The sequence below is a fragment of the Limnochorda sp. genome, from assembly GCF_047459355.1.
GTDB lineage: Bacteria > Bacillota > Limnochordia > Limnochordales > Limnochordaceae > Limnochorda.
In genome coordinates this window covers 96,297-119,643 of the sequence record NZ_VSCV01000002.1, presented here as the reverse complement: position 1 = coordinate 119,643, position 23,347 = coordinate 96,297, and the positions used below count along the sequence as shown (strand labels likewise).

Genomic DNA, 23,347 nt, shown 5'->3' with positions numbered 1-23,347 from the left:
TTTCTCCCCTGTGGGCAGGGTGGGGACGGGCTGGGGAGGGCGGTCCACCCTGTCCCCAGAGGGGACCACGCACCCACCCAGGGCCCCGGGGCCGTCCCCAGATCTCCCCAGGGGCTCCACACGTCGTCCACAGCTTGTTCAGATCTTGGCCAGAAGGCCCTTGATCTCCTGGACCGCTCGGGCCAGGGCGGGGTCCATCTCTTGCTCGGCGCGGATCTTGTCGCAGGCGTGGATCACCGTGGTGTGGTCCCGCCCGCCGAACTCCTGGCCGATCCGGGGCAGGGATTCGTCGGTCAGCTCGCGGGCCAGGTACATGGCTACCTGCCGGGGCAGGGTGATGTTCCGGGTCCGCCGCCGGGAGAGCAGGTCGTCCACGGTCACGCCGAAGTAGTCCGCCACCGCCTTCTGAATGGCGGCGATGGTGGTCGGTCGGGGCTGGGAGGAGCGGACCAGATCCTTCAAGGCTTCGGCCGCCACCTCCAGGGTAATGGGCGCGTTCCGCAGGGAAGCGGTCGCCACCACTTTAATGAGAGCGCCCTCCAGCTCCCGGATGTTGGAGTCCACCTGGGAGGCGATGTAGTTGAGGACCTCATCGGGAAGGTCGAGGTTCTCAGCCATCGCCTTCCGCCGGAGGATGGCGGTCCGGGTTTCGAAGTCGGGAGGCTGGATGTCGGCCGTCAAGCCCCATTCGAACCGGGAGCGCAGCCGCTCCTCCAGAGTGGGGATCTCCTTGGGCGGCCGGTCGCTGGAGATGACGATTTGGCGGCCAGCTTCGTAGAGGGCGTTGAAGGTATGGAAGAACTCTTCCTGGGTGCTCTCCTTGCCCGCCACAAACTGGATGTCGTCCACCAAGAGGACGTCCACGCTCCGGTAGCGGGCCCGGAAGTCCACCATGGACTTGCGTCCCAGGCTCCGGATCAGGTCGTTGGTGAAGGTCTCAGAGGAGACGTAGACCACACTCAGATCCCGGTTATGGCTGAGGACGTAGTGGCCGATCGCTTGCATGAGGTGCGTCTTGCCCAGCCCCACGCCCCCGTAGAGGAAGAGGGGGTTGTACGCCTTGCCGGGAGCCTCAGCCGCCGCCAACGCCGCGGCGTGGGCGAACTCATTGCTTGGCCCAACCACGAAGGTTTCGAAGCGGTACTTGGGGTTGAGCTGGGTGGAGCGAGGGCGGAAGGCAGGGGCAGGCGTAACGGTCCGCTGGACGGGCGCCACTCGGGGCGGTTCGGGGCTCCTGGGCGGTGAAAAGGTCGCCGGGAAGGGACGCCGCTCGGGGAGGGGCGGCTCCGGCGGCCCGGGAAGAACCCGACCGGCGGTCAGATCGCCGGCCACCATGCGGACCGTCCAGGGCTGGCCACTGACGGACTGGAGGATCGCGTTCAGCTCCTCCTGGTACCGAGCCGCGACCCAGTCTCGGGCGAACTCGCTGGCAAAATGGACGATGAGAGCATTGCCGTCGATGCCCAATACCTGCGTCTCCCCGAGCCAGGTGGCGAAGCTGGGTCGCGCCATGCGTCGTTGGAAGACCGTCAGGGTTTCCAGCCACAGGGCTTGGAGATCGTCTTGATGCACGGCGGTTGGGTGTGGCATGAAGGCGCGCGCAACCTCCTTTCGCAGGTCGGGGAGCAGGGTCGAGTGGATGGTCGGATTCCCCTGACGCGAAGCAGGGAGTCCCCGGTAGAAGTGCGTTCCTGGAATTCGGCCCCTGGCGAAGCCAGTCCTGCCCGCGGTCCCTGGCGACTTATCCACTTCGCGTCTACAGGAAACCCACAGGTTGTCCACAGGGTCTTGTGGATAAAGGCGATCATCCCCAAGGGGGAGGAGGACGATGGCAATGGGCCTGCCAGCGCGCGGGAACACGCGTCTGGTAGGCCCTCGCGCGCGTCGGGGCCCGCGCCGGAAAGGCCGCGCGACGGCGATCCGAAGCGGTTCGCGGGCCCTCGGCTGTCCACACTATCCACAGCTTTTCCACACGAGCTCACAGCTGGGGACAAGGGGTGAAGAAGACGTATTCCGATTCCTGGTGTGGGTCGGCGGGGCACGGTAGTTGGAGCGCGCTCGGGTCCCCGATGCCTGAGGGTGCCGGGGCGGCCTCCGGGGCGTGAAGGGGATTCCGTTGACACCCTCTTCGGGGCTCGACTATAATCGTGGGTGCACTGCGACGGGATCGTTGTTGGGCGGGCCCGCCCCGAGGAGGCATGGAAGGTGAAGCGGACATACCAGCCGAAGCGGCGCCGCCGGCTTCGTCGGCATGGGTTTCGGGCGCGTATGGCGACGCCTGGCGGCCGGAGGGTTCTGAAGCGTCGCCGGGCCAAGGGGCGGTGGCGCCTGACGGTGGGCGCGTCCCGATAGGTCCGGTGGAACGGCTCCGGCGGCGGGATGAGTTCCGCCGGTGCTACCGCCACGGGGCGAAGATCGCTGGTCGCTGGATCGTGCTCCACCGGCTGGCCCCTTCCCCGGGCAGGGAGAGGGTCCGGGTCGGCTTTACCGTGAGCCGGCGGGTGGGGAAGGCCGTGGTGCGCAACCGGGTGAAGCGACGCCTGCGGGAGGCGTGGCGACGGTGGATCAAAGAGCTCCCGGTGAGCGGAGATGTGGTGGTCGCCGCCCGGCCCCAGGCGGCGGAAGCATCGTACGCGGAGCTGGAGGCGGAGCTGGGATGGCTTCTCCGCAAGGTCTGCCGGACGGGCGGCAACGGAGGAGGGGCCCCTTCCGCCTCGAAGCCTTCAGGGCCGGCCTCTCCTTAGTGGGGGTGGCCGCGGTGCGCGGGGTGATCCGCGCGTACCAGCTGGCCCTTTCGCCTTTGTTTCCTTCAAGCTGCCGCTACTACCCCACCTGTTCGTCGTACACGATGGAAGCGGTGGAAAAGTATGGGGTGACGCGTGGCCTCATCTTGGGCGCGAAGCGGTTGGCCCGTTGCCACCCGTGGCACGAGGGCGGCTATGATCCCGTGCCATGAGCGGCCGCGATGGTCAGGCGTCCCGCCCGCGGGGGAGTCCTAGGCGATGCAGTTGCTGACCAATTTCATGGAGTTCTTGCTGGAAGGGGCCTACGCCATCACCCATAATTGGGGGCTGGCCATCATTCTCCTCACCATCGGCGTGCGGGCGGCCATGTACCCGCTGACCGTCCGGCAGAGTGAGGGCATGGAGATCATGAAGCGCCTCCAGCCCAAACTGCAGGAACTCCAGAAGAAGTACCAGGACCGCCCGGAGGAGCTGCAGCGGCGGATGCTGGCCCTCTACAAGGAGCACAATTACAATCCCTTCTCGGGCTGCCTGCCTGTGCTCATCCAGTTTCCGATCCTCATCGGCCTGTTCAACGTCCTGCGCACCTACCAGTTCGACAGCGGCTTTCTCTGGTTGGACCTGGGAGCGCCCGACCCTTATTACATCCTGCCCATTCTCGCCGCGGTGACCACCTACACCCAGATGATGCAGACGTCGACAGGGGACGCCTCCCAGCGGATGATGATGATGCTGATGCCCATCTTCATCGGGTGGATCAGCCTCGGCTTCCCTGGGGGGCTGGTCCTGTACTGGGTGGTCAGCAACCTGTTGGGCATGCTCCAACAGTGGCTCATTGCCCGCCGCATGGCGGTGCAGCAGAGGAGTAGTGAAGCGTCGTGAAGATGGTGGAAGTCTCGGGACGGACGGTGGAGGAGGCTGTCGAGGCAGCCCTGGACCAGCTGGGAGCGACCCGAGACCAGGTGGACGTGGAGGTGCTCGACGAGGGGACCCGGGGATTCCTCGGTATCCTGGGCTCCCGGGAGGCCCGGGTGCGGGTCCGGATGCAGTTCCGGCCCGAGGAGCAGAACCGGAAGGCGCGGGAGTTTCTCGAGGGCCTGCTCCGTCGGATGTCGATGGAATGCGGCCTGGAGACCCGGTTTGGGGACGATGAGATTCTCCACATCAACATCACCGGCGGCGATACGGGGATCCTCATCGGTCGCCGGGGCCAAACCCTCCAGGCCCTGCAGTACCTGGTCAACGTGGTGGCCAACCGGGGCGAGGAGCGCTACCAGTCGATCCTCCTCGATGTGGAGGGGTACCGGGATCGCCGGGCCGAAGTGCTCCAGCGGCTGGCCCGGCGGAAGGCCCGCCGGGTTCTGGAGACGGGCCAGCGGGTCGCCCTGGACCCCATGAACCCGTGGGAGCGACGGGTGGTCCACATGGCCTTGCGGGATATGGAGGGTGTGGAGACCCACTCGGAAGGGGAGGAGCCGGCACGCCGGGTGGTCATCAGCCCGGCTCAACGGGGCTGACGCCCCGGAAGTTTGCCTGGAAGGGGAGGACGGGCACGTCCTCCCATTTTTGTATTTGGCGCCGGCCAGAAGACGGCCGGGGAGGAGGGGAGCCGCGGTGGAGGGGACGGAGAGGCTGGCGGAACGGCTCAGGGCCTTGCTCGAACGGTTGGGGCTGTCCATCCATGGGGAGACGGCCGTCCAATTGGTCGCCTATGGGGAGCTGGTCTGGCAGGGCCAGGCCCGGGCCCGGCTGACGGGGGCGACCAGCCTGGAGGAGCTGGTGACCAAGCACATCGTCGACTGTGCCACCCTCTGGCTGGTGGAGGGGGTGGAATGGGATGGGTGGATCGACGTGGGCAGCGGCGCCGGACTCCCCGGCCTGGTGCTGGCCGTGGGACGGCCGGAAGGCCAGGGGACCCTGCTGGAGGCGACGGGAAAGAAGGCTGACTTCCTGCGCCAGGCGGTCACGGCCTTGGGATTGGAGGCCAGGCTCCAGGTGGTTCACGGGCGGGCCGAAGAGTGGGGACGGGGGCCCGGCCGCGAGCGGTACCGGGTGGCCGTGGCCCGGGCGGTCGCACCGGCCCGGGTCTTGGCCGAGTACCTGCTGCCCCTGGTGGAGGTGGACGGGGTCGCGGTGATGATGAAGGGACCGCAAGCGGAAGCCGAGCTGGCCGAAGCGGAACGGGCGCTCCACGTCCTCGGGGGGCGGGTGGAACGGGTGCACCGCCTCACCCTGCCCGAAGATCAGGGCGAGCGGCGGCTGGTGGTGGTGCGGAAAGACCGGCCCACCCCCGAGGGGTACCCCCGCCGGGCAGGCTTGCCGGCCAAGCGTCCGCTGTAGCGGGACCGGCCAGGGGGCCCGGTCCGGCGAGGAGGAAGCTTGTACGAAAGGAACGAAAGACACGGTGCTGGAATGGGGTGGAGGAGGCAGGTCCGTGAGTAGGCTGGGAAACTTGCTCAGGGGGCGGCAGCGGGCGGCTTCGGAGGACGGGGAGAAGGAGCAGGTCCAGCAGCTTCCCATCGCCCGTATCGATCGGAACCCATACCAGCCCCGGGAGGTCTTCGACGACGAGGCGCTGGCCGCGCTGCGGGCGTCCATCGAAGTGCACGGAATCCTGCAGCCTATCGTGGTCCGGCCCGCCGAGGAGGAAGGCCGGTACCAATTGGTGGCTGGGGAGCGGCGGCTGCAAGCAGCCAAAGCCCTGGGCTGGGAGCACGTCCCGGCCATCATCCGGACCGTTGGCAACCAAGAGCTGGCCGAACTGGCCCTGATCGAGAACCTGCAGCGGGAGGACCTGCACTTTCTGGAAGAGGCCCGAGCCTACCAGCGATTGGTTGAAGAGTTTGGCCTCACCCAGCGGGAACTGGCGGAGCGGGTGGGGAAGGGACAGTCGACGGTCGCCAACAAGTTGCGGCTGCTCCAGCTGGCCCCCAAGGTGCAGGAGATCGTCCGGGAACGGGGTCTGAGCGAGCGCCATGCCAGGGCCCTCCTCCAGCTGGAGGGTGCCGAAGCCCAGGAGGAGGCGGCCCGGATCATCGCCGATCGGGGGATGACCGTCCGGGAGGCCGAAGCCTGGATCGCCCGGCGCAAGGAGCGGGCCCAGCAGGCCAAGCAGCGACGGGTCTGGATTCTGAAAGATGTCCGCCTCTTTCTCAACGGGATCCAGCAGCTGGTGAAGCAGGTCCAGTCCAGCGGCATCCCGGTGGAGTGGGAACAGGAGCAAGACGGGGATTGGATCGAGGTTCGTCTCCGCATCAACCGGAAGGGGAATGAACGCCGTGGGTAGGGTGATCGCCATCGTCAACCAAAAGGGTGGGGTGGGGAAGAGCACGACGGCGGTCAACCTGGGGGCCTACCTGGCCGATGCGGGCAAGCGGACCCTCCTGGTGGACATCGATCCCCAGGGGAACGCCTCCAGTGGTGTGGGCGTCAACAAGGGCACCTTGAAGGCCTGCATGTACGACGTGCTCATCGAGGAGCAGCCCATTGAGGCCATCATTCAGCAGACCGCGGTGCCGGGGCTCGATGTAGCGCCGGCCAGCATCGAGCTGGCGGGGGCGGAGGTCCAGCTCGTCTCCACCATGTCCCGAGAGTACCGCCTGGAGCGGGCCCTGGAACGGGTTCGGCAGGCCTACGACTATGTGCTGATCGACTCCCCGCCGTCCCTTGGTCTCTTGACCATCAACGGCTTGACGGCCGCCGACGGGGTGCTGGTGCCCATCCAGTGCGAGTTCTACGCGCTGGAAGGGCTCAGCCAGCTGATGCAGACCATTGAGATCGTGCGCCACCACCTGAACCCGGATCTGGCCGTGGACGGTGTGGTCCTCACCATGTATGACGCGCGGACCAACCTGTCGGAGGAGGTGGCCCGGGATGTGCGGGCCTTCTTCGAAGGGCGGGTCCCGGTCTTCGAAACCATCATCCCCCGCAATGTCCGCCTCTCGGAAGCTCCCAGTTTTGGACAGCCCATTCTCCTGTACGATAACCGTTGCTCCGGGGCCGTCGCCTATCGGAATCTCGCGCAGGAGGTGATGGCTGGGTGACGCGGCAGGCGCTGGGGCGGGGTTTGCGGGCGCTGATCCCCGAGGCCGGCGAGGGGACCATGGAGATCCGGGAGCTTCCCGTGGACCGGATCCAGGTGAACCCGTACCAGCCCCGGCAACAGATGGATCCTGAAGGGCTGGAGGAGCTGGCCGAGTCCATCCGGACCCAAGGGGTGATCCAGCCGCTGGTGGTCCGTCCCGTCGGGGACGGGTACCAGCTGGTGGTGGGGGAGCGGCGCTGGCGGGCCGCTCAGATGGCAGGGCTGGAGAAGGTCCCCGTCGTGGTCCGGTCCCTCAGCGACCGGGAGGCGGCCGCGCTCGCCCTGGTGGAGAACCTGCAGCGGGAAGGGTTGAACCCCATCGAGGAGGCCATGGGGTACCGCCGGCTGATGCTGGAGTTCGGGTGGACCCAGGAAGAGGTGGCCTCCCAGGTGGGGCGAAGCCGGTCTGGCGTCGCCAACGCCTTGCGGCTCCTGCAACTGGCCCCGGAGGTCCAAGACCTGATCATGAGCGGCCAGCTTTCGGCGGGGCACGGCAAGGTCCTGGCGGCGGTTGAGAAGGTGCCTGAGCAGCTTCGGCTGGCCCAGCAGGCGGTGAAAGAAGGCTGGAGTGTCCGCCATCTGGAGCAGGTGGTGGCGGCTTTGAAGCGGCCCCGGACGCGCCAGCGGCAGCGGCAGCCGCTGACCCCGGAGGCGGCGGAACTCCAGTCCCATCTCGCGGAACGGTTGGGGACCCGGGTGACCGTCCGGTCCAGCGGTAAGCGGGGTAAGATCGAGATCGAGTTCTTCGGGTTGGAGGATCTGGAGCGGATCGTCCGGCTTCTGTTGGGTGAGGAGTAGTCTCGAGCCGCTTCGAAAAATGTTCCACGTGGAACATCAGCGTGCCGGCGCGGCGAGGGGGCGCGGGAGGAGGGACGCCAGAGATGCCGCGCATGGCACCGCCCCTGCGGGGGCGACGGGGTGGGCTGAGGCCAGGGGATGAAGTGCTCCTACGGACGGACGTGCCCGTCCGGGCCGGCGTCTACCGGTGCCGGGTCCTGGATGTGGGGAGCGCTCAGATCCGCCTCTCCATGCCTATGTTGGACGGGCGGGTGGTCTTGGTGCCCATCGGCGCCGCTGCCGAGCTGGAGACGGCCGACGGGGCCCGTCTCCGCTCCCGGGTGGTCGACCGGGTGACCGGGCCCGGCCGGTCCTTGGTCCTTGAACAGCCGGTCCCGCTTGCCGGCGGCGGGAGCGGACGGGCGTGCCCCTTGGTGGTCATCAGCAGCGGCAAGGGTGGGGTGGGCAAGAGCTGCCTGGCCGTCAACCTGGCCATCTTGCACGCCCGTGCGGGCTCCCACGTGCTCCTGATGGATCTGGATTTCGGGGCTGGGAATGTCGATCTGTTGCTGGGGATGGGGAGCGCTCCGGATCTGAGCCGGGTGGTCCGGGGTGAGCGGGCGTTGCGGGAGGTCGTGGTCGAACCGATCCCATCCCTCCGCGTCCTCCTCGCGGGATCGGGGACCCGGGAAGTCGTCGAGATGACCGGCCTCCAGTACGAGTGGCTGGCCAGTGAGCTTCAGGAGCTGGGCCGAGAGGCCGATCTGATGATAGGAGACGTGAGCAGCGGGGTGAGCCAGCGTGTGACGTCGACGCTGGCCGCCGCCAGCCACCCGGTGGTGGTGACGACGCCCGAACCCCACGCCATCACCGATGCCTACGCGCTGCTCAAAGTCTTCCGGGAGCGCCACGGAACCCGGCCCTTCCATCTGGTGGTCAACATGGCCCGGAATCGACGGGAAGGGGAACGGGTGGCGGCCAAAATGCAGTTCGCAGCCGAGCGGTTCTTGGGTCTGGAGCTCCAGCTGGCTGGGGTCCTCCCGTGGGATCCGGCCATGGCCGAAGCGGTCCGGCGCCAGCAGCCCCTGGCGGCTTGGCGGCCCCACGCTCCGGTGGTCCACGCTCTGGACCAGGTGGCGCGGACCCTCCTGGGGGGCCGAGCCGAGACCGCTCCCAGCCCTCGCTGGTCGGAGCGGATCGCGGCGTTCATGACCAGGAGGCCCCAGCGGAGCCTCTAGCCGGCCCTTGACCGGGAGGACGGCCGCTCACCAGGGCGCCCCGCGGAACTGGCCATGAGCAGGGGGAGACTTCGATGCAACCGGCCCATACCATACCTCCCTTACCTCAACCCTCCCGAGCCCGACGGCCCCGGGGTTACCAGATCCTCATCCTGAGCGATCCCGCCCGTCCGGCCCGCCGGCGCTATCTCTCCACCACCTTCGTCTACGCCCTCCTCTTTGGCGGCCTTCTTCTCCTGACGGCCCTGGGTGGCTTGGGCCTGGCCGTCACCTACCAGAGCCACCGGGCGACCGCCTGGCAGGCCGAGGTCCTTGCCCTGCAAGACGAGCGGGACCAGCTCACGGAGCTTCTGGCCCGGCAGGAAGAGACGGTGAAGGAGCTGGCCCTGGAGGCCCGGACCCTGGCCGAGCGCCTTGAGGCGCTGGAGCGCTTTGCGTCCCAGATGGAGGCCATCGTGGCGGCCAACCCCGAGGTTCTGCCCGAGGGCTGGTCGGCGGTCGTGGCCCTGGCCCGCCCCGAGCTGGAGGCGGCCGGCGCGGCCGGCGGCGCCCTGCCCACCCACGAGCTCCTGGATTGGACGGCCTCCACCCTGAGCCAGGCCCGGGAGACGGCCACCCTTCAGGATCGGAAGCTCTCCCACCTGCGGTCGAGCTTGGACAAGAAGGTCCACCGCCTGCAGCACACCCCCTCCATCTGGCCCGTGGAGGGGTGGGTCAGTTCGGGGTTCGGGTACCGCCTTCACCCGATTACGGGCCGGCGGGACCATCACGATGGCATCGACATTGCCGCGCCCCGCGGCAGCACTGTGGTGGCGACGGCGGCGGGCACCGTCATCCGGGCGGGTTGGGTCCAAGGGTACGGGTACATGGTGGAGATCGATCACGGCTACGGACTGCGAACCCTCTACGCCCATGGCGACCGGGTTCTGGTCAAGCGGGGCCAGAAGGTGACCCGGGGTGAGCCCATCCTCTTGGTCGGGAGCACGGGGACCAGCACCGGCCCCCACCTGCACTACGAGGTCCGGCTGAACGGCCAGCCGGTCTCCCCCTGGTCGTACTTGCCGTAACCGATGACCATGCCGGGGCGGGTGGCCGGCGGAGGCCGACCCTGCCCCAGACCGAAGACAGGGGAGAGTCGGGATGTTCAACAGCGGTGGTTCAAAGGAGCGGAGCGGCGTGGCAGTGGAGACGCTGATCGGGGCGAGCACCCATGTGGAAGGGAGCCTGCGGGTTCAGGGCAGCCTCCGGGTGGACGGCCGGGTGACGGGCCAGCTGTCCGTCGACGGCCGCTGCGAGGTTGGGGCCGACGGCTACGTGGAGGCGACGGTCTCGGCCACGGAGTTGATCGTCGCCGGCCGGATCGCGGGCGACGTGGAGGTGACGGGGAGGCTCCACATCCTCTCCACGGGCTCCATCGTCGGCGATGTCCGGACCCGGGTGCTGGTGGTGGAAGAGGGCGGCACCCTCGATGGACGCTGCTTGATGGCCAAAGAGGGGGGCTCCGCCCGCCAGGAGAAGGAGAAAAACGCCGCACCCAAGGATGCGGCGGCCTCCCAGCCAGCGTGACGGGGTTTGTCAGGGGTGTTGGGGCTCCCGGGACCGCCGGGACCGGGGAGGTGGGGGTGGCCCGCCGTCCGCGACCCGGGTGACCGCCGCGCCACTCAAGGACTCGGGAAGGACGGGGTTTGAGCGGCGGTCCCTGGGGCTGCGGAAGGGAAGGGGCCAGGCGCCCAGCAGGCCTGGCGGCCGCTGCAAGGTGAACCCCTCTTCGGCCGCCAGCCAGCTGATGGCGTGCCAGGTGGCGACGCTGACCACTTCCACCATCCGCATCACGGCGCTCAAGCGGGTGTTCTGCAGGACGAAGTACTCCATGAAGCCGCCCACGTTGACCACGCCCAGCACCTGCAGATCGCCGACGGGCGGGAGGGTCTTGTTCACCCCCGTGCCGGGGAGCAGGGGGCCCGGTCGCACCGTAAGGCAGCCGACGTTCTCCGCCCGGCCCAAACAGGCGTCAATGGCCACCACATAGGGCCGCTTGGGAGCCTCCCGAAGGGTCCGGACCACCTCGTGGAGATTGGAGGCGTGGACCGGGGCGTCGAGGGTGCCCTGAACCCGGACGCGGCCCCCGGTGGCCCCCTCCAAGGCGGCCAGCTGGCTTCCCGCGAGCGGGCCCAGAGCGTCGCCGGTGGACCGGTCGGTACCGATGCAGAGGAAGAGAATCTCCTGCTTCTGGCGCCAGGGCTCGGCCAAGCAGTCACGGAGCACCCGCCCCAGCCGGAGCTCGGCCTCCTCCTCATCGACGTGGATCCGCGGCACGGGACCTTGGCCCCTGGAGCCTTCCCATCCCACCAGCGAGCGCAGTGGGGACCACACTCGGACATTCCTCCGTTTCCCGGCAAAGTGGAGCGCTCGTGACCGGAGGGCTTCTGGCCCGAGTCTTCAGCAGTGGAGTATATGTCCCCGGACGAGAGGCTTATACCGTTGGAGGCTGAGCGGGGACCAGCGCCTAACGCTCGAGAAGACACCCCGTCGGGTCCGGTGCTATAATACTCCCCAGCCTGGGCGGGGTGCATCCAGCGGGTCTTGGGAGGCATGAACGGGTGAACCACGAGACGGAAAAGCCCCATCAGTCGCCGGGAGGGGCCGACAGCCAGGCCCTCCACGAAGAAGGGGAGCGATGGCTGGCCAGCGGCCACCTGGACGAGGCGGTGCGGGCCTTTGAGCTGGCCCTCCAGCAGGAGGAGCGGGCCGCCACCCACAACCGCTTGGGCGTGGCCCTGGCCCGCTTGGGGCGGACGGAAGAGGCCCTCGCGGCCTTCCAACGGGCCGTGGCGTTGGACGCCAACCAACCCTCCGCCTGGACCAACCTGGGGAACGCCTACCAGGAGCTGGGCCGCCTGGATGAGGCTCGGGAGGCCTATGAGCGGGCGTTGGCCCTCGATCCAGACCATCCCTTGGCCCACCACAACCTGGGCGCCCTCCTGCGGAAGCTGGGCCGCTATGACCAGGCGGTCCGCCACCTGAAGCAGGCGCACCGGCTGGAACGCCTCCGCCTCCGGGAAGAGGCCCGCCGGCAGGGGGCGGGGCGGAATTGGAGCTTGCTCCTGATCCTCCTCATCCTGCTCCTGCTCATCCTCCTCCGGCCCAACTGACCCCCTGGTTTGGGACGGCAAGGAATCTCATTACCGAGGGCGAAGAACAGGGACGCACAGGCCCTTGGGACCACCACGGGGGGTGGGATGGAGCACCATGCGGTTCTACGAGTATCAGGCGAAGGCGCTCTTTCGCGCGGCGGGGATCCCCGTCCCTGAGGGCCGACTGGTCCGCACACCCGAGGAGGCCCGGGAAGCGGCCACGGCCTTAGGCGGCAAGGTGGCGGTGAAGGTCCAGATCCCCATTGGCGGCCGGGGGAAGGCCGGGGGCGTCAGGCTGGCCCCCTCACCCGAAGGGGCCGAGGCCGCCGCCCGCGAGCTTTTGGCCAAGGAGATTCGAGGGTATCGGGTAGACCGGCTCCTGGTGGAGGAGGCGGTCCCCATCCGCCAAGAGTTCTACCTCAGCCTCACCCTGGACCGGGCGCGCCAGACCTCCGTGCTCATCGCCTCGGCTGAGGGCGGAGTGGACATCGAGGAGTTGGCGGCCACCAGGCCCGATCGGATCGGCCGGGTGTGGATCGATCCCCTCCTGGGCCTGCGTTCTTTCCACGCGGCCGATGTCGCGGCCCAGGCGGGCATCCCGTCGGAACTTCTGGGCCCCTTCGTGGAGCGAGTTCTCCAGATCGGCCAGATCCAGGCCCAGCACGACGCGCTCCTGGTGGAGATCAATCCCCTGGCCCTCCTGGAGGATGGCCGCCTCATCGCCCTGGACGCCAAGCTGGAAACCGACGACAACGCTGCCTTCCGGCATCCGGAGTGGGAGGCGGAGGAGTCCGCCGCCGGCGAACACCCCTTGGAGCGGCGGGCCCGGGAGGAAGGGCTGGCCTACGTCAAGCTCTCGGGGAACGTGGGCGTCATCGGCAATGGGGCAGGCCTGGTGATGACCACCCTGGACATGATCCAGCGCCAGGGCGGCCGCCCGGCCAACTTCCTCGACATCGGCGGCGGTGCCCAAGCTGACGTGGTCCGGCGGGCCCTGCGCCTGGTCTTGGATGATCCCGACGTGACTGCGGTGCTGATCAACGTCTTTGGCGGCATCACCCGGTGTGACGAGGTGGCCCGGGGCCTCCTCCAGGCCCTGGACGGCGTGGAGGTCCGGGTGCCTCTGGTGGTCCGGCTGGCTGGGACGCGGGAGGCGGAGGGCCGGGCCCTGCTGGAGGGAACGCCTCTGGAGCCGGCCGCCACCTTCCTGGAAGCGGCCCGGCTCGTGGTCCAGCGGGCCTCGGAGGGAAGGGGGGACCGTCCATGAGCATCCTTGTCAACCGGGAGACCAGGGTTCTGGTCCAGGGGATCACCGGGCGGGAAGGCCGGTTCCACACGGCCCAGATGAAAGCCTACGGCACCCAGGTGGTGGGCGGGGTCCGGGCGGGGAAGGGCGGGCAGGAAGTGGAAGGCGTCCCCGTCTTCGATTCGGTTCGCCAAGCCCGGGCCGAAACGGGGGCCAACGCTTCGGTCATCTTCGTGCCTCCCGCGGGGGCGGCCGACGCCATCTGCGAGGCGGCCGACGCGGGCATCGAGCTCATCGTCTGCATCACCGAAGGGATCCCGGTGCGGGAGATGGTGCAGGCGGCCGCCTACGTCCGGGCCCGGGGCAGCCGCCTGATCGGGCCCAACTGCCCGGGACTGATCACCCCGGGGGAGGCCCTGCTGGGGATCCTGCCGGGCGCCATCTTCCGGCGCGGCCCGGTGGGGGTCGTCTCCAGGAGCGGCACCCTCACCTACCAGGTGGTGGCCGAGCTGGGCGAGCGGGGCCTGGGGCAGTCGACCTGCATCGGCGTCGGGGGGGACCCCATCATCGGCACCCGCTTCGTCGATGTCCTCGCTCTCTTTGAAGAGGACCCCGAGACGGAGATCGTGGTCCTCATTGGTGAGATCGGCGGCTCGGATGAAGAGGACGCGGCCCGCTTCATCACCCAGATGACCAAGCCCGTCGTCAGCTTCATCTCCGGCCGCAGCGCGCCCGAGGGGAAGCGGATGGGCCACGCGGGGGCCATCATCTCCGGTGGAACTGGCACGGCTCAATCCAAGATCGAGGCCCTCACTGCGGCCGGGGTTCCCGTGGCCGAAACCATCACGGAGATCGTCGACCTGGTGGCGGCGCGCCTTTAGGCGTGAGGGCGGCCGGGGGTGGGGTTCACCGCCCCTGGCCGCCCCGCTTCCGGCTCCAGACGACCAGGACCGTCTTCTTCCTGCGGCGCAGGATCGGGCTCAGGACCCGCTCCAACCAGGTGGTCCACACGGAGCTAGCCTCCTTCCCGCCCTCGCCCGAGGCGATCGGTGCATTATATCAATGGTCCAGCAGGGGTGTGCGACCTGGTGGCGGCGGCAGGATTCAACCGCAACGCCGGTAACTTACTCAGAAGAGGGAGGCGACCCGGATGGTGGCCGGGCTGAAGAGCACGCCCCTGCGCGCGGCGCACGAGCTTCTCGGTGCCCGCCTGATCGACTTCGCGGGTTGGGCCATGCCGGTCCAGTACGCCAACGGCATCTTGGCGGAGGCCGCCCACGTGCGGCGCGAGGCCGGTCTCTTCGATCTCTGCCACATGGGCGAGATCTGGGTGACCGGGCCCCAGGCCGAGGCGTTCCTGCAAGGGATGCTGACCAATGACCTGACCCGGCTGCCGGTGGGCCGGGCCCAGTACACCCTCCTCCTCAACCCGGCCGGGGGGATCCTGGACGATCTGGTGGTCTACCGCCTGGCCGGCGGGTTCCTGCTGGTGGTCAACGCGGCGACCCGGGCCAAGGACCTGGCCTGGCTGGAGGAGCACCGCCCCGCCGGCGTGACGGTGGAGGACCGGTCCCAAGCCACGGGCCTCATCGCCCTCCAGGGCCCGGCGGCCGAGGCGATTCTGGCCCGCCTCGCCCAGCCCTCACCGGCCAGCCTCCCCTTCTACGGTGCCCAGGAGGCACGGATCGCGGGGCGGCAGGTGCTGGTCAGCCGGACGGGCTACACGGGGGAGGACGGCTTCGAGCTCTTTGTCGCCTGGGAGGAGACGCCGGCGGTCTGGGAAGCGCTTCTGGCCGAGGGAGGGGTCCAGCCCGCGGGCCTGGGTGCCCGGGACCTGCTCCGGTTGGAGATGGGCTACCCCCTCTACGGCGCGGACATCCACGAGGGGACCTCGCCCCTGGAGGCGGGCCTGGGTTGGGTGGTCAAGCCGGACAAAGGGCCTTTTGTGGGGCGGGAGGCCTTCCTCCAGCAGAAGGAGGCGGGGCCGGAGCGCCGGCGGGTCACCTTCACCCAGGAGAGCGGCCCTGTGCCCCGGGCCGGGTATCCGCTGATCGATGAGGCGGGGCAGGTGGTGGGCCAGGTGACCAGCGGCGGCTTCTCCCCTCACGTGGAGGCGCCCATCGGTATGGGGTACGTCCAGGCGGCCCTGGCCAGGGCAGGTCAGGCCCTGGCCGTGGAGGCCAGGGGGCGGCGGCTGGGCATCCGGCTGGCCCGCGGGGCTCTGGTCCTCGCGCGGACCAAGGGGACTACCCCCGGCGGATCAACCAAGGTGCGGTAGGGAAGGGAGGCCCTCGGGTGAACGTCCCTGAGGATTTGAAGTACACGGTGGAACACGAGTGGATCCGGCTGGAAGGGAACCGGGCGACCATCGGGATCACCGACTACGCCCAGGACCAGCTGGGTGACGTGGTCTTCGTCGACCTGCCGGCCGTCGGCCAAGAGGTCCAGGCGGGTGGGAACCTGGCGGTGGTGGAGTCGGTCAAGTCCGTCTCCGACGTCTACGCGCCCCTCTCGGGCCGGGTGGTGGCGGTCAACGAGCTCCTGAAGGACGCGCCCGAGACCCTGAACCAAGATCCTTACGGTGAGGGCTGGATCGCGGTGCTGGAGCTGACCCAACCCGACGAGGTCCAGGGCCTGCTCGATGCGGCGGCCTACATCCAGCACCTCAGCGGGGCCTAGGCGTCCGGGAAAGGAGGCGAGCCGGGGTGCGCTACCTGCCCCTGACCGACGGCGACCGCCGGAAGATGATGGACCGGATCGGGATCTCGTCCATCGACGAGCTCTTCCAAGCCATCCCTCCGGCGGCCCGCCTCCACCGGCCCCTGAACCTGCCGGGCCCCCTCTCCGAGCTCGAGCTGACGGCCCACATGCGCCGTCTGGCCGCCGCCAACCGGCACGTGGACGAGCTGGTCTCCTTCCTGGGCGGGGGCGCCTACGACCGGTTCGTCCCCGCGGTGGTCCGGCACGTGGTGGCCCGGTCGGAGTTCTACACGGCGTACACGCCCTACCAGCCTGAAGTGAGCCAGGGCGTCCTCCAGGTGATCTACGAGTTCCAGACCATGATCTGCCGCCTCACGGGGATGGAGGCGGCCAACGCCTCCATGTACGACGCGTCCACCGCCCTGGCGGAGGCGGCCGCCATGAGCTGTGGGGCCACCGGCCGCTCCCGGGTGCTGGTGGCCGGTTCGGTCCATCCCGAGTACCGGCGGGTGACGGCCACCTACCTGGCCCATCAGGACCGGGAGGTGGTGACCGTTCCCCTTCGGGACGGGCGGCTGGATCGGGAGCGCCTGGAGGCGCTCTTGGACGAGAAGGTGGCGGCCGTCCTCATCCAACAGCCCAACTTCTTCGGCATCCTCGAGGAGGTGGACGGCCTCGCCGACAGGGTCCACCAAGCCGGGGCCCTCTTGGTGGTGGCGGCCGATCCCGTCTCCCTGGGGATCCTCAAGCCCCCGGCCGCCTACGGGGCCGACGTGGCCGTGGGGGACGTCCAGCCCCTGGGCAACGCCCTCAGCTTTGGCGGGCCCTACGCCGGCTACTTCGCCGTGCGGCAGACCCTTCTCCGGCGCATGCCCGGCCGCCTGGCCGGGATGACCACCGACCGGGACGGCCGGCGGGGCTTCGTTCTCACCCTTCAGGCCCGGGAGCAGCACATCCGCCGGGAGCGGGCCACCTCCAACATCTGCACCAACAACGCCCTCAACGCCCTGGCGGCCACCGTCTACCTGGCCACCGCTGGTCCCCATGGCCTGGCCGAGGTGGCGACCCGCTCCACCCAGCTGGCGCATGTGGCCCAAGAGCGGCTCTGCCAAATCCCGGGCGTGCGCCTGGCCTGGGAGCAGCCCTTCCTCTTCGAGTTTGCCCTGGAGCTGCCCAAGCCGGCCCACGCTGTGGTCCGGGCCTTGCTGGACGACGGGTTCCTGGCTGGGCTCCCATTGGGCCGGTTCGCGCCCCAATGGGAGCGGTTGCTCCTGGTGGCCGTCACCGAGACCCGAACCCTGGCCGAGATCGAGCAGTTGGCCCACGCTTTGGAACGGGCCTTGCAGGCCTGAAGGAGGAGGCTCGCCATGGACGGGAAGACCCAGTCTCCCCCAGCCATCCCCCATCGCCCCGAACCCCTGATCTTCGAGCGGGGAGCGCCGGGCCGGCGAGCCCTCGATCTTCCCGCTCCGGACGGTCCCCTGCCCGAGTTGGACCGCCTGGTGCCCGCCTCCCTCCGGCGGGAAGCACCCCCTGCCTTGCCCGAAGTCTCGGAGCCCGAGGTGGTCCGCCACTACACCCGTCTCTCCCAGCGGAACTTCTCGGTGGACACGGGCTTCTACCCCCTGGGCTCCTGCACCATGAAGTACAACCCCAAGGTCCACGAGGAGTTCGTCAGCCTGCCGGGCTTCAGCCGCCTCCACCCCTACCAGCCGGCGGAGACGGTCCAGGGGGCCTTGCGCCTCATGTGGGAGCTGGAGCAGTGGCTCTGTGAGATCTCCGGCCTCCACCGGGCCACCTTCCAACCGGCCGCGGGCGCCCACGGCGAGCTGACGGGTCTGATGCTCATCAAGGCGTACCACGCCGCCCATGCCCAGCCAGGGGCGCCGCCCCGGGACGAGATCCTCATCCCGGACTCGGCCCACGGAACCAACCCGGCCAGCGCCAGCATGGCCGGCTACCGGGTGGTGGAGATCCCCTCCGATGCGCGAGGGGGTATGGACCTGGACGTCCTCCGCCGCTCGGTGGGCCCCCGCACCGCCGGGCTCATGTTGACCAACCCCAACACCCTGGGCCTCTACGACGAGAACATCCTGGAGATCGCCGCCCTGGTCCACGAGGCGGGGGGCCTTCTCTATTACGACGGGGCCAACGCCAACGCCATTCTGGGCATCTCCCGCCCGGGCGACATGGGCTTTGACATTGTCCACTTCAACCTGCACAAGACCTTCTCCACCCCCCACGGCGGGGGCGGCCCGGGGGCGGGCCCCATCGTGGTCACGGAGAAGCTGGCGCCGTTTCTACCCGTTCCCCTGGTCGAGAAGGAGGGCGACCGCTTCCGCCTGGTCTACGACCGGCCCCAGAGCATCGGGCAGGTGCGGGCCTTCTACGGGCACTTCGGGGTTCTGGTCCGGGCCTACGCCTACATTCTGGCCATGGGGCCCGAAGGTTTGCGCCAAGTGTCGGAAGATGCGGTGCTGAACGCCAACTACCTCCTCAGCCGGCTGCGGGAGCACTTTGCCGTGCCCTACGATCGCCCGTGCATGCACGAGTTCGTGGTGTCGGCCGCCCCTTGGCGGCGCCTGGGGGTGCGGGGGCTGGACATCGCCAAGCGCCTCCTCGACTACGGCTTCCACCCGCCCACGGTCTCCTTCCCCCTGGTGGTGGAGGAGGCCCTCATGGTGGAGCCGACGGAGACGGAGACCCTGGAGACCCTCGACGCCTTCGCCGACGCGGTGGCCGCCATCCGGCAGGAGGCCGAGACCGACCCGGACCTCCTCCGGGAGGCACCCCACCGGACGGTGGTTCGCCGGCTCGACGAGGCGGGCGCGGCCCGGCGCCCCAACCTCTGCTGGCCTCTGGCCGGGGGTGAGCTCACCCCGTGAGGTCAGCGCCCCAAGCCCTTCCCCAGGAGACGGGGATGGAGGGGTTGCGGGTCCGCCTCCTCCCCCCGATGACCGGATCGCCGGCCTGGAACATGGCCGTGGACGAGGCCCTCTTGCGGACCGTCGGCCAGGGGCGGGCCCGGCCCACCTTGCGCTTCTACCGGTGGCAGCCGCCCGCCCTGTCCGTCGGCCGGTTCCAGTCCCTGGGGGGGCAGGTCCGCCTGGAAATCCTCCAGGCCGAGGGGATCGGCCTGGTCCGCCGGCCCACCGGTGGCCGGGCCGTCCTCCACGGGGACGAGGTGACCTACGCGGTGATCCTTCCGGAAGCCGTAGGCCTGCCCCGGAGCGTCACAGCCGCCTACCGGATCCTCAGCCGGGGCCTGGCCGAAGGCTTGCGGCTCTTGGGAATCACCCCCGAGTTCCTCCAACCCACGGCCAAGCCCGCCTCCTCGGGAGCGGGCGCCAGCAGCCTCTGCTTTGAGGCCCCCAGCTGGTACGAGCTGGCCGCCCAAGGGAAGAAGCTGGTGGGGAGCGCCCAGCTCCGCCGCTTTGGCGGTCTCCTCCAGCACGGGAGCCTCCCCCTGCGGATCGACCGGGCCCAAGTCGCCCGCCTGGTGGCGGGGACCCATCAAGGCGTGCTCCAGGCGGCCACCAGCCTGGAGGAGGTCCTGGGCCGCCCCGTCCCCTTCGAGGAAGGGGCCGCCGCGCTTCAGGAGGGCTTCGCCCGGGCCCTGGGGTGGCGCCTCGAACCGGGGAACCTGACCGGGGAGGAGGCTCAGCTGGCCCGGCGGCTGGAGGTGGCGAAGTACGCCACCCCGGCCTGGACCTGGGACGGGATGGAGCCGGCCGAGGAGGAGGCCGCCGGTCATGGGTGAGTTCCGGGTGGGGTACCTGGGTCCCGAGGGGAGCCACAGTGAGGCGGCGGCCGAAGCCCTGCGGAGCCTGTGGCCCCATCTCCGGTCCCAGCCCCAGCCCACCTTGGACCGGCTGGTGCTGGCTCTGGTGGCTGGGGAGCTCCATGCTGCCGTGGTTCCGGTGGAGAACTCCATTGAGGGGAGCGTCGACCGGGTGCTGGATCTCCTGGCGGAAACACCCCAGGTGGCCGTCCGGGCCGAATGGGTGCTCCCCGTGGAGCACCACCTCTTGGGCCGGCCGGGCCAGCGCCTGACGGGGAAGGGGGCTCCCCTCCGGGTCCTCTCCCACCCCCAGGCCCTGGGCCAGTGCCGCAACACCTTGGCCCACCTCCTCCCCGAGGCGGAGCCCGTCCCGGTGGCCAGCACCGCCGAGGCCGCCCGGCGGGTCGCCTTGGGCTCGGGCCCCGAGGTCTGTGTGGCCGGCTCCCGGGCCGCCCAGCGGTACGGCCTGGTGGTCCTCCACCCCCACGTTCAGGACCGGCCCAGCAACCGGACCCGGTTCTGGCTCCTGGCCCCGGCGGCCTCCCCGGGGCTGCCCGGCGCCCCGCGCAAGACCGCCATCGTCTTCGGTTTTGAGCACGATCGCCCAGGCAACCTGTACCGCGCCCTGGCGGGCTTTGCCCGGTGGGGCGTCAACCTGACCCGCTTGGAATCCCGGCCCGTGGGTGACCGGTTGGGGCTCTACCGGTTCTTCACCGAGGTGGACGGCGCCTTGGGGGAGCCCCGGGTCATCCAGGGCCTTGAGGCATTACGCTCCGTCGCGGGGGCGGTCCGCGTCTTGGGCGAGTACCCCGTGTGGGAGCTTCAGGAGGGACGGATCGTGACCACCGAACGGGCAACGGCCGGCCTCCCCGGGGAGGTCCGGGAGAAGCTGAACCGCATCGAACGATGGCTCGACGAGAAGGGGTATGATGCCCTCCTCCTTCAACGCCGGGACAACTTCGCCTGGCTGACTGGCGGGGCCCGCAGCCACATCCCCAAGGCGACCGATCTCGGCGAGAGCTGGATCGTGGTCCGTAAGGGGAGCTGCACCGTCGTCACCAACAACATCGAGGCGGGGCGGATGCTCCAGGAGGAGCTGCCCGGCCACGGCTGGCAGGTGGAGGCCTTCAACTGGTGGGAGCCCGAGAGCGACCCCACCCCGGCCCTTCTTACGGGAAAGGCTGTCTCCGACGGGGGCGGCTACGGCACGCCCGTGGTCCATCAGGAGCTGCAGCGGCTCCGGGTGCCCCTGACCGTTGAGGAGCAGGCCCGCTACCGCCAGCTGGGCTTGGAGGCCTCGGAGGTGCTGGAGATGGTGGCCCGCCGGATCCTGCCGGGCCAGACCGAGTGGGAGATCGCCGCCCAGATGGAGGAGGCCTTCTGGGCCCGAGGCATCGAGCCGACGGTCATCCTGGTGGCGGGCGACGAGCGCCTCCAGCAGCACCGGCACCCCCTGCCGACGGCCAACCGGGTCCACCAGCGGGTGATGCTGGTGGCCTGCGCCCGGCGGCACGGCCTCATCGCCAACCTGACCCGCCTGGTCTCCTTCGCGCCCCTGGACGAGGAACTCCGCCGGCGGCACCGGGCCTGCTGCACCGTGGATGCCGCCCTCTTCCTCGCGACCCGGGTGGGCACGCCCTACGCGCACCTCTGGGAGACCATGACCCGGGCCTATGCCGCCGGAGGTTTCCCCGGAGAGTGGCAGCGCCACCACCAGGGCGGGCCCACGGGCTACGAGGGGCGGGATTGGCTCCTGATGCCAGGCCGGGAGGGGGAGGTGGAGGCCTACCAGGCCTACGCCTGGAACCCGTCCATCACCGGGACCAAGTCGGAGGACACCATGCTGGCCACCCCCGACGGGCCCCAGTGGCTGACGGAGCCCCAGGACTGGCCCACCATCGAGGTGGAGTGGGAGGGCCAGCGCCTCCGCCGGCCGGACATTCTGGTCCGGGCCGCGGCCCGAGCGGTTTAGAAGAGCCCCGAGATCCGGCCGGACCGGTCCACGTCCACCTTTTCTGCCGCCGGGTGGGCGGGGAGCCCGGGCATGGTCAGGATCTCCCCGGCCAAGCAGACCAGGAACCCAGCCCCCAGGGAGGGGCGGATCTCCCGCACCCGGAGCCGCCACCCGCTGGGGGCTCCTTTCAAGCTGGGATCGTCCGAGAGGGAGTGCTGGGTCTTGGCCACGCAGAGGGGGAGCCGGTCCCAGCCGCGGCGCTCCGCCTCCCGGATCTGGCGACGGGCGGTGGGACTGAGCTCCACCCCGTCGGCACCGTAGATCTGGGTGGCCAGCCGCTCCAGCTTGGCCTCTATGGGCAGGGACCAATCGTACAGAGGCTGGAACCGGGCCGGCTGCTGGTCCAGGGTCTGGAGGACGGCCTCGGCCAAGGCCACGCCCCCAGCGCCCCCGTGGGCCACCACCTCTGAGACGGCCGCGGCCACGCCCCGCTCCCGGCAGGCGGCCACAATGACCGCCACCTCCTCGGGCGTGTCGGTGGGGAACCGGTTGATGGCCACCACCACCGGCAGCCCGAACCGGTGAAGGTTTTCGATGTGGCGGATCAGGTTGGGCAGGCCTCGCTCCACCGCCGCGGGGTTGGGCCGGCCCAGGTCTTCCTTGGAGACACCACCGTGCATCTGGAGGGCCCGGACCGAGGCAACCAGGACGGCCACCTCCGGGGTGAGGCCCGAGAAGCCGTGCACGATGTTGAAGAACTTCTCCGCGCCTAGGTCGGCGCCGAAGCCTCCTTCGGTCACCACCAGGTCGGAGAGGCGCAGGGCCAGCTCCGTCGCCAGGATGGAGTTGTTCCCGTGGGCGATGTTGGCGAAGGGGCCCCCGTGGATGAACGCGGGCTGCCCTTCCAGGGTCTGGACCAGGTTGGGGCGAAGGGCGTCCCGCAAGAGCGCGGCCATGGCCCCGTGGACCCCCAGATCCCGGGCATAGACGGGCTCGCCGTCCATGGTGTAGGCGACCAACATCCGTCCCAGCCGCTCTTTCAGATCCTCCAGATCCCGGGCCAGGCAGAGGATGGCCATCACTTCCGAGGCGACGGTGATGTCGAAGCCGCTCTCCCGGACCGCGCCGTTGGCCGGGCCACCCAGCCCAATCACCACCTGCCGGAGAGCCCGGTCATTCATGTCCACCACCCGCCGCCACAGGATCCGGTTGGGATCGAGGCGGAGGGTGTTCCCCTGGCTGAGGTGGTTGTCGATGACGGCAGCCAGCAGGTTGTGGGCGCTCCCCACCGCGTGAATGTCCCCGGTGAAGTGGAGGTTGATCTCCTCCATGGGCACCACCTGGGCGTAGCCGCCGCCCGCGGCTCCGCCCTTGATGCCAAAGGTGGGCCCCAGGGACGGCTCCCGCAGGCAGACCGAGACCCGGTGGCCCAACCGTCCCAGGGCCTGGGTGAGCCCGATGGCGGTGCAGGTCTTCCCCTCGCCCGCAGGTGTGGCGGTGATGGCCGTGACGTAGATGAGCCGGCCCCGCCGGGGCTGGGCGAGGCGCCGCTCCAGCCCGCTCCAGGTGATCTTCGCCTTGTACCAGCCAAAGGGTTCCCACTCATCGGGCTCCAGGCCCAACGCCTCGGCGATGGCTCCGATGGGGCGCAGGCGCGCCTTTTGGGCGATTTCGATGTCCGTCGGCACG

At 69.6% G+C, this 23,347-nt stretch carries 24 protein-coding genes; 21 read left to right on the top strand and 3 right to left on the bottom strand.

Going from position 1 to position 23,347, the window contains the following annotated elements; all coding sequences use genetic code 11:
* Nucleotides 1-138: 138 nt before the first annotated feature.
* Nucleotides 139-1,590, bottom strand: coding sequence for a chromosomal replication initiator protein DnaA (gene dnaA / locus FWJ67_RS01795; RefSeq protein ID WP_414481761.1), 1,452 nt, complete (start codon nt 1,588-1,590; stop codon nt 139-141).
* 615 nt (nt 1,591-2,205) lie between these two features.
* On the opposite strand from dnaA, the gene rpmH reads away from it, so the two are divergent.
* The 12 genes from rpmH to FWJ67_RS01735 all read left to right on the top strand — a co-directional run bounded on the left by rpmH (nt 2,206) and on the right by FWJ67_RS01735 (nt 10,409).
* Entirely contained in the window at nt 2,206-2,352 is a 147-nt protein-coding gene (gene rpmH, locus FWJ67_RS01790; RefSeq protein ID WP_304174849.1) for a 50S ribosomal protein L34, read from the top strand.
* Between the two features lie 5 nt (nt 2,353-2,357).
* Nucleotides 2,358-2,744 carry a ribonuclease P protein component gene (rnpA, locus tag FWJ67_RS01785; protein ID WP_414481760.1) on the top strand — a complete coding sequence of 129 codons (387 nt, stop codon included), beginning with the start codon at nt 2,358-2,360 and terminating at the stop codon, nt 2,742-2,744.
* A gap of 5 nt (nt 2,745-2,749) precedes the next feature.
* Nucleotides 2,750-2,956, top strand: coding sequence for a membrane protein insertion efficiency factor YidD (gene yidD, locus FWJ67_RS01780; RefSeq protein WP_369686599.1), 207 nt, complete (start codon nt 2,750-2,752; stop codon nt 2,954-2,956).
* A 46-nt stretch (nt 2,957-3,002) separates the two neighbouring features.
* On the top strand, nt 3,003-3,626 hold the full coding sequence (locus FWJ67_RS01775; RefSeq protein WP_304174845.1) for a YidC/Oxa1 family membrane protein insertase: 624 nt from the start codon (nt 3,003-3,005) through the stop codon (nt 3,624-3,626).
* 2 nt (nt 3,627-3,628) lie between these two features.
* The gene (gene jag, locus FWJ67_RS01770) at nt 3,629-4,261 is read left to right on the top strand and encodes an RNA-binding cell elongation regulator Jag/EloR (protein ID WP_304174966.1); all 633 of its coding nucleotides are present in this window, start codon (nt 3,629-3,631) and stop codon (nt 4,259-4,261) included.
* Between the two features lie 97 nt (nt 4,262-4,358).
* Nucleotides 4,359-5,084 carry a 16S rRNA (guanine(527)-N(7))-methyltransferase RsmG gene (gene rsmG / locus FWJ67_RS01765; RefSeq protein ID WP_304174843.1) on the top strand — a complete coding sequence of 242 codons (726 nt, stop codon included), beginning with the start codon at nt 4,359-4,361 and terminating at the stop codon, nt 5,082-5,084.
* Nucleotides 5,085-5,178: 94 nt separating this feature from the next.
* Nucleotides 5,179-6,030, top strand: a complete 852-nt coding sequence (locus tag FWJ67_RS01760; RefSeq protein WP_304174842.1) for a ParB/RepB/Spo0J family partition protein — start codon at nt 5,179-5,181, stop codon at nt 6,028-6,030.
* Nucleotides 6,023-6,787 carry a ParA family protein gene (locus FWJ67_RS01755; protein WP_414481759.1) on the top strand — a complete coding sequence of 255 codons (765 nt, stop codon included), beginning with the start codon at nt 6,023-6,025 and terminating at the stop codon, nt 6,785-6,787. Before FWJ67_RS01760 ends, FWJ67_RS01755 begins: the two co-directional genes overlap by 8 nt.
* Nucleotides 6,784-7,626 carry a ParB/RepB/Spo0J family partition protein gene (locus tag FWJ67_RS01750; protein ID WP_414481758.1) on the top strand — a complete coding sequence of 281 codons (843 nt, stop codon included), beginning with the start codon at nt 6,784-6,786 and terminating at the stop codon, nt 7,624-7,626. The genes FWJ67_RS01755 and FWJ67_RS01750 overlap by 4 nt, the downstream gene beginning before the upstream one ends.
* Before the next feature lie 83 nt (nt 7,627-7,709).
* Complete coding sequence (locus tag FWJ67_RS01745; RefSeq protein ID WP_304174836.1) at nt 7,710-8,843, top strand: P-loop NTPase; 1,134 nt, start codon at nt 7,710-7,712, stop codon at nt 8,841-8,843.
* 74 nt (nt 8,844-8,917) lie between these two features.
* On the top strand, nt 8,918-9,910 hold the full coding sequence (locus FWJ67_RS01740; protein ID WP_414481757.1) for a M23 family metallopeptidase: 993 nt from the start codon (nt 8,918-8,920) through the stop codon (nt 9,908-9,910).
* Between the two features lie 109 nt (nt 9,911-10,019).
* Nucleotides 10,020-10,409 carry a bactofilin family protein gene (locus FWJ67_RS01735; RefSeq protein WP_414481756.1) on the top strand — a complete coding sequence of 130 codons (390 nt, stop codon included), beginning with the start codon at nt 10,020-10,022 and terminating at the stop codon, nt 10,407-10,409.
* A gap of 9 nt (nt 10,410-10,418) precedes the next feature.
* On the opposite strand, the gene yyaC is transcribed toward FWJ67_RS01735, so the two are convergent.
* A complete protein-coding gene (gene yyaC / locus FWJ67_RS01730; RefSeq protein WP_414481755.1) occupies nt 10,419-11,159 on the bottom strand; it encodes a spore protease YyaC in 741 nt (246 codons plus the stop codon).
* Nucleotides 11,160-11,443: 284 nt separating this feature from the next.
* Between yyaC and FWJ67_RS01725 the strand changes: the two genes are divergently transcribed.
* From FWJ67_RS01725 to pheA, 9 genes are all read left to right on the top strand, one after another.
* On the top strand, nt 11,444-11,995 hold the full coding sequence (locus FWJ67_RS01725; RefSeq protein WP_304174827.1) for a tetratricopeptide repeat protein: 552 nt from the start codon (nt 11,444-11,446) through the stop codon (nt 11,993-11,995).
* Between the two features lie 97 nt (nt 11,996-12,092).
* A complete protein-coding gene (gene sucC / locus FWJ67_RS01720; RefSeq protein WP_304174824.1) occupies nt 12,093-13,244 on the top strand; it encodes an ADP-forming succinate--CoA ligase subunit beta in 1,152 nt (383 codons plus the stop codon).
* The gene (gene sucD, locus FWJ67_RS01715; RefSeq protein WP_304174823.1) at nt 13,241-14,104 is read left to right on the top strand and encodes a succinate--CoA ligase subunit alpha; all 864 of its coding nucleotides are present in this window, start codon (nt 13,241-13,243) and stop codon (nt 14,102-14,104) included. The genes sucC and sucD overlap by 4 nt, the downstream gene beginning before the upstream one ends.
* Before the next feature lie 269 nt (nt 14,105-14,373).
* Nucleotides 14,374-15,501 (top strand): glycine cleavage system aminomethyltransferase GcvT, encoded by a 1,128-nt coding sequence (gene gcvT / locus FWJ67_RS01710; RefSeq protein WP_414481754.1) that lies wholly within the window; start codon nt 14,374-14,376, stop codon nt 15,499-15,501.
* Between the two features lie 17 nt (nt 15,502-15,518).
* Nucleotides 15,519-15,902 carry a glycine cleavage system protein GcvH gene (gene gcvH, locus FWJ67_RS01705; RefSeq protein WP_304174819.1) on the top strand — a complete coding sequence of 128 codons (384 nt, stop codon included), beginning with the start codon at nt 15,519-15,521 and terminating at the stop codon, nt 15,900-15,902.
* Between the two features lie 26 nt (nt 15,903-15,928).
* A complete protein-coding gene (gene gcvPA / locus FWJ67_RS01700; protein ID WP_414481753.1) occupies nt 15,929-17,275 on the top strand; it encodes an aminomethyl-transferring glycine dehydrogenase subunit GcvPA in 1,347 nt (448 codons plus the stop codon).
* A gap of 15 nt (nt 17,276-17,290) precedes the next feature.
* Complete coding sequence (gene gcvPB / locus FWJ67_RS01695) at nt 17,291-18,808, top strand: aminomethyl-transferring glycine dehydrogenase subunit GcvPB (RefSeq protein WP_304174814.1); 1,518 nt, start codon at nt 17,291-17,293, stop codon at nt 18,806-18,808.
* Nucleotides 18,805-19,683, top strand: a complete 879-nt coding sequence (locus FWJ67_RS01690) for a biotin/lipoate A/B protein ligase family protein (RefSeq protein WP_304174812.1) — start codon at nt 18,805-18,807, stop codon at nt 19,681-19,683. Before gcvPB ends, FWJ67_RS01690 begins: the two co-directional genes overlap by 4 nt.
* Complete coding sequence (gene pheA, locus FWJ67_RS01685; protein ID WP_414481752.1) at nt 19,676-21,676, top strand: prephenate dehydratase; 2,001 nt, start codon at nt 19,676-19,678, stop codon at nt 21,674-21,676. Before FWJ67_RS01690 ends, pheA begins: the two co-directional genes overlap by 8 nt.
* On the opposite strand, the gene FWJ67_RS01680 is transcribed toward pheA, so the two are convergent.
* Nucleotides 21,673-23,346, bottom strand: coding sequence for a formate--tetrahydrofolate ligase (locus FWJ67_RS01680; protein ID WP_304174808.1), 1,674 nt, complete (start codon nt 23,344-23,346; stop codon nt 21,673-21,675). The two genes, pheA and FWJ67_RS01680, sit on opposite strands and share 4 nt — an antisense overlap.
* Nucleotide 23,347: the final 1 nt, after the last annotated feature.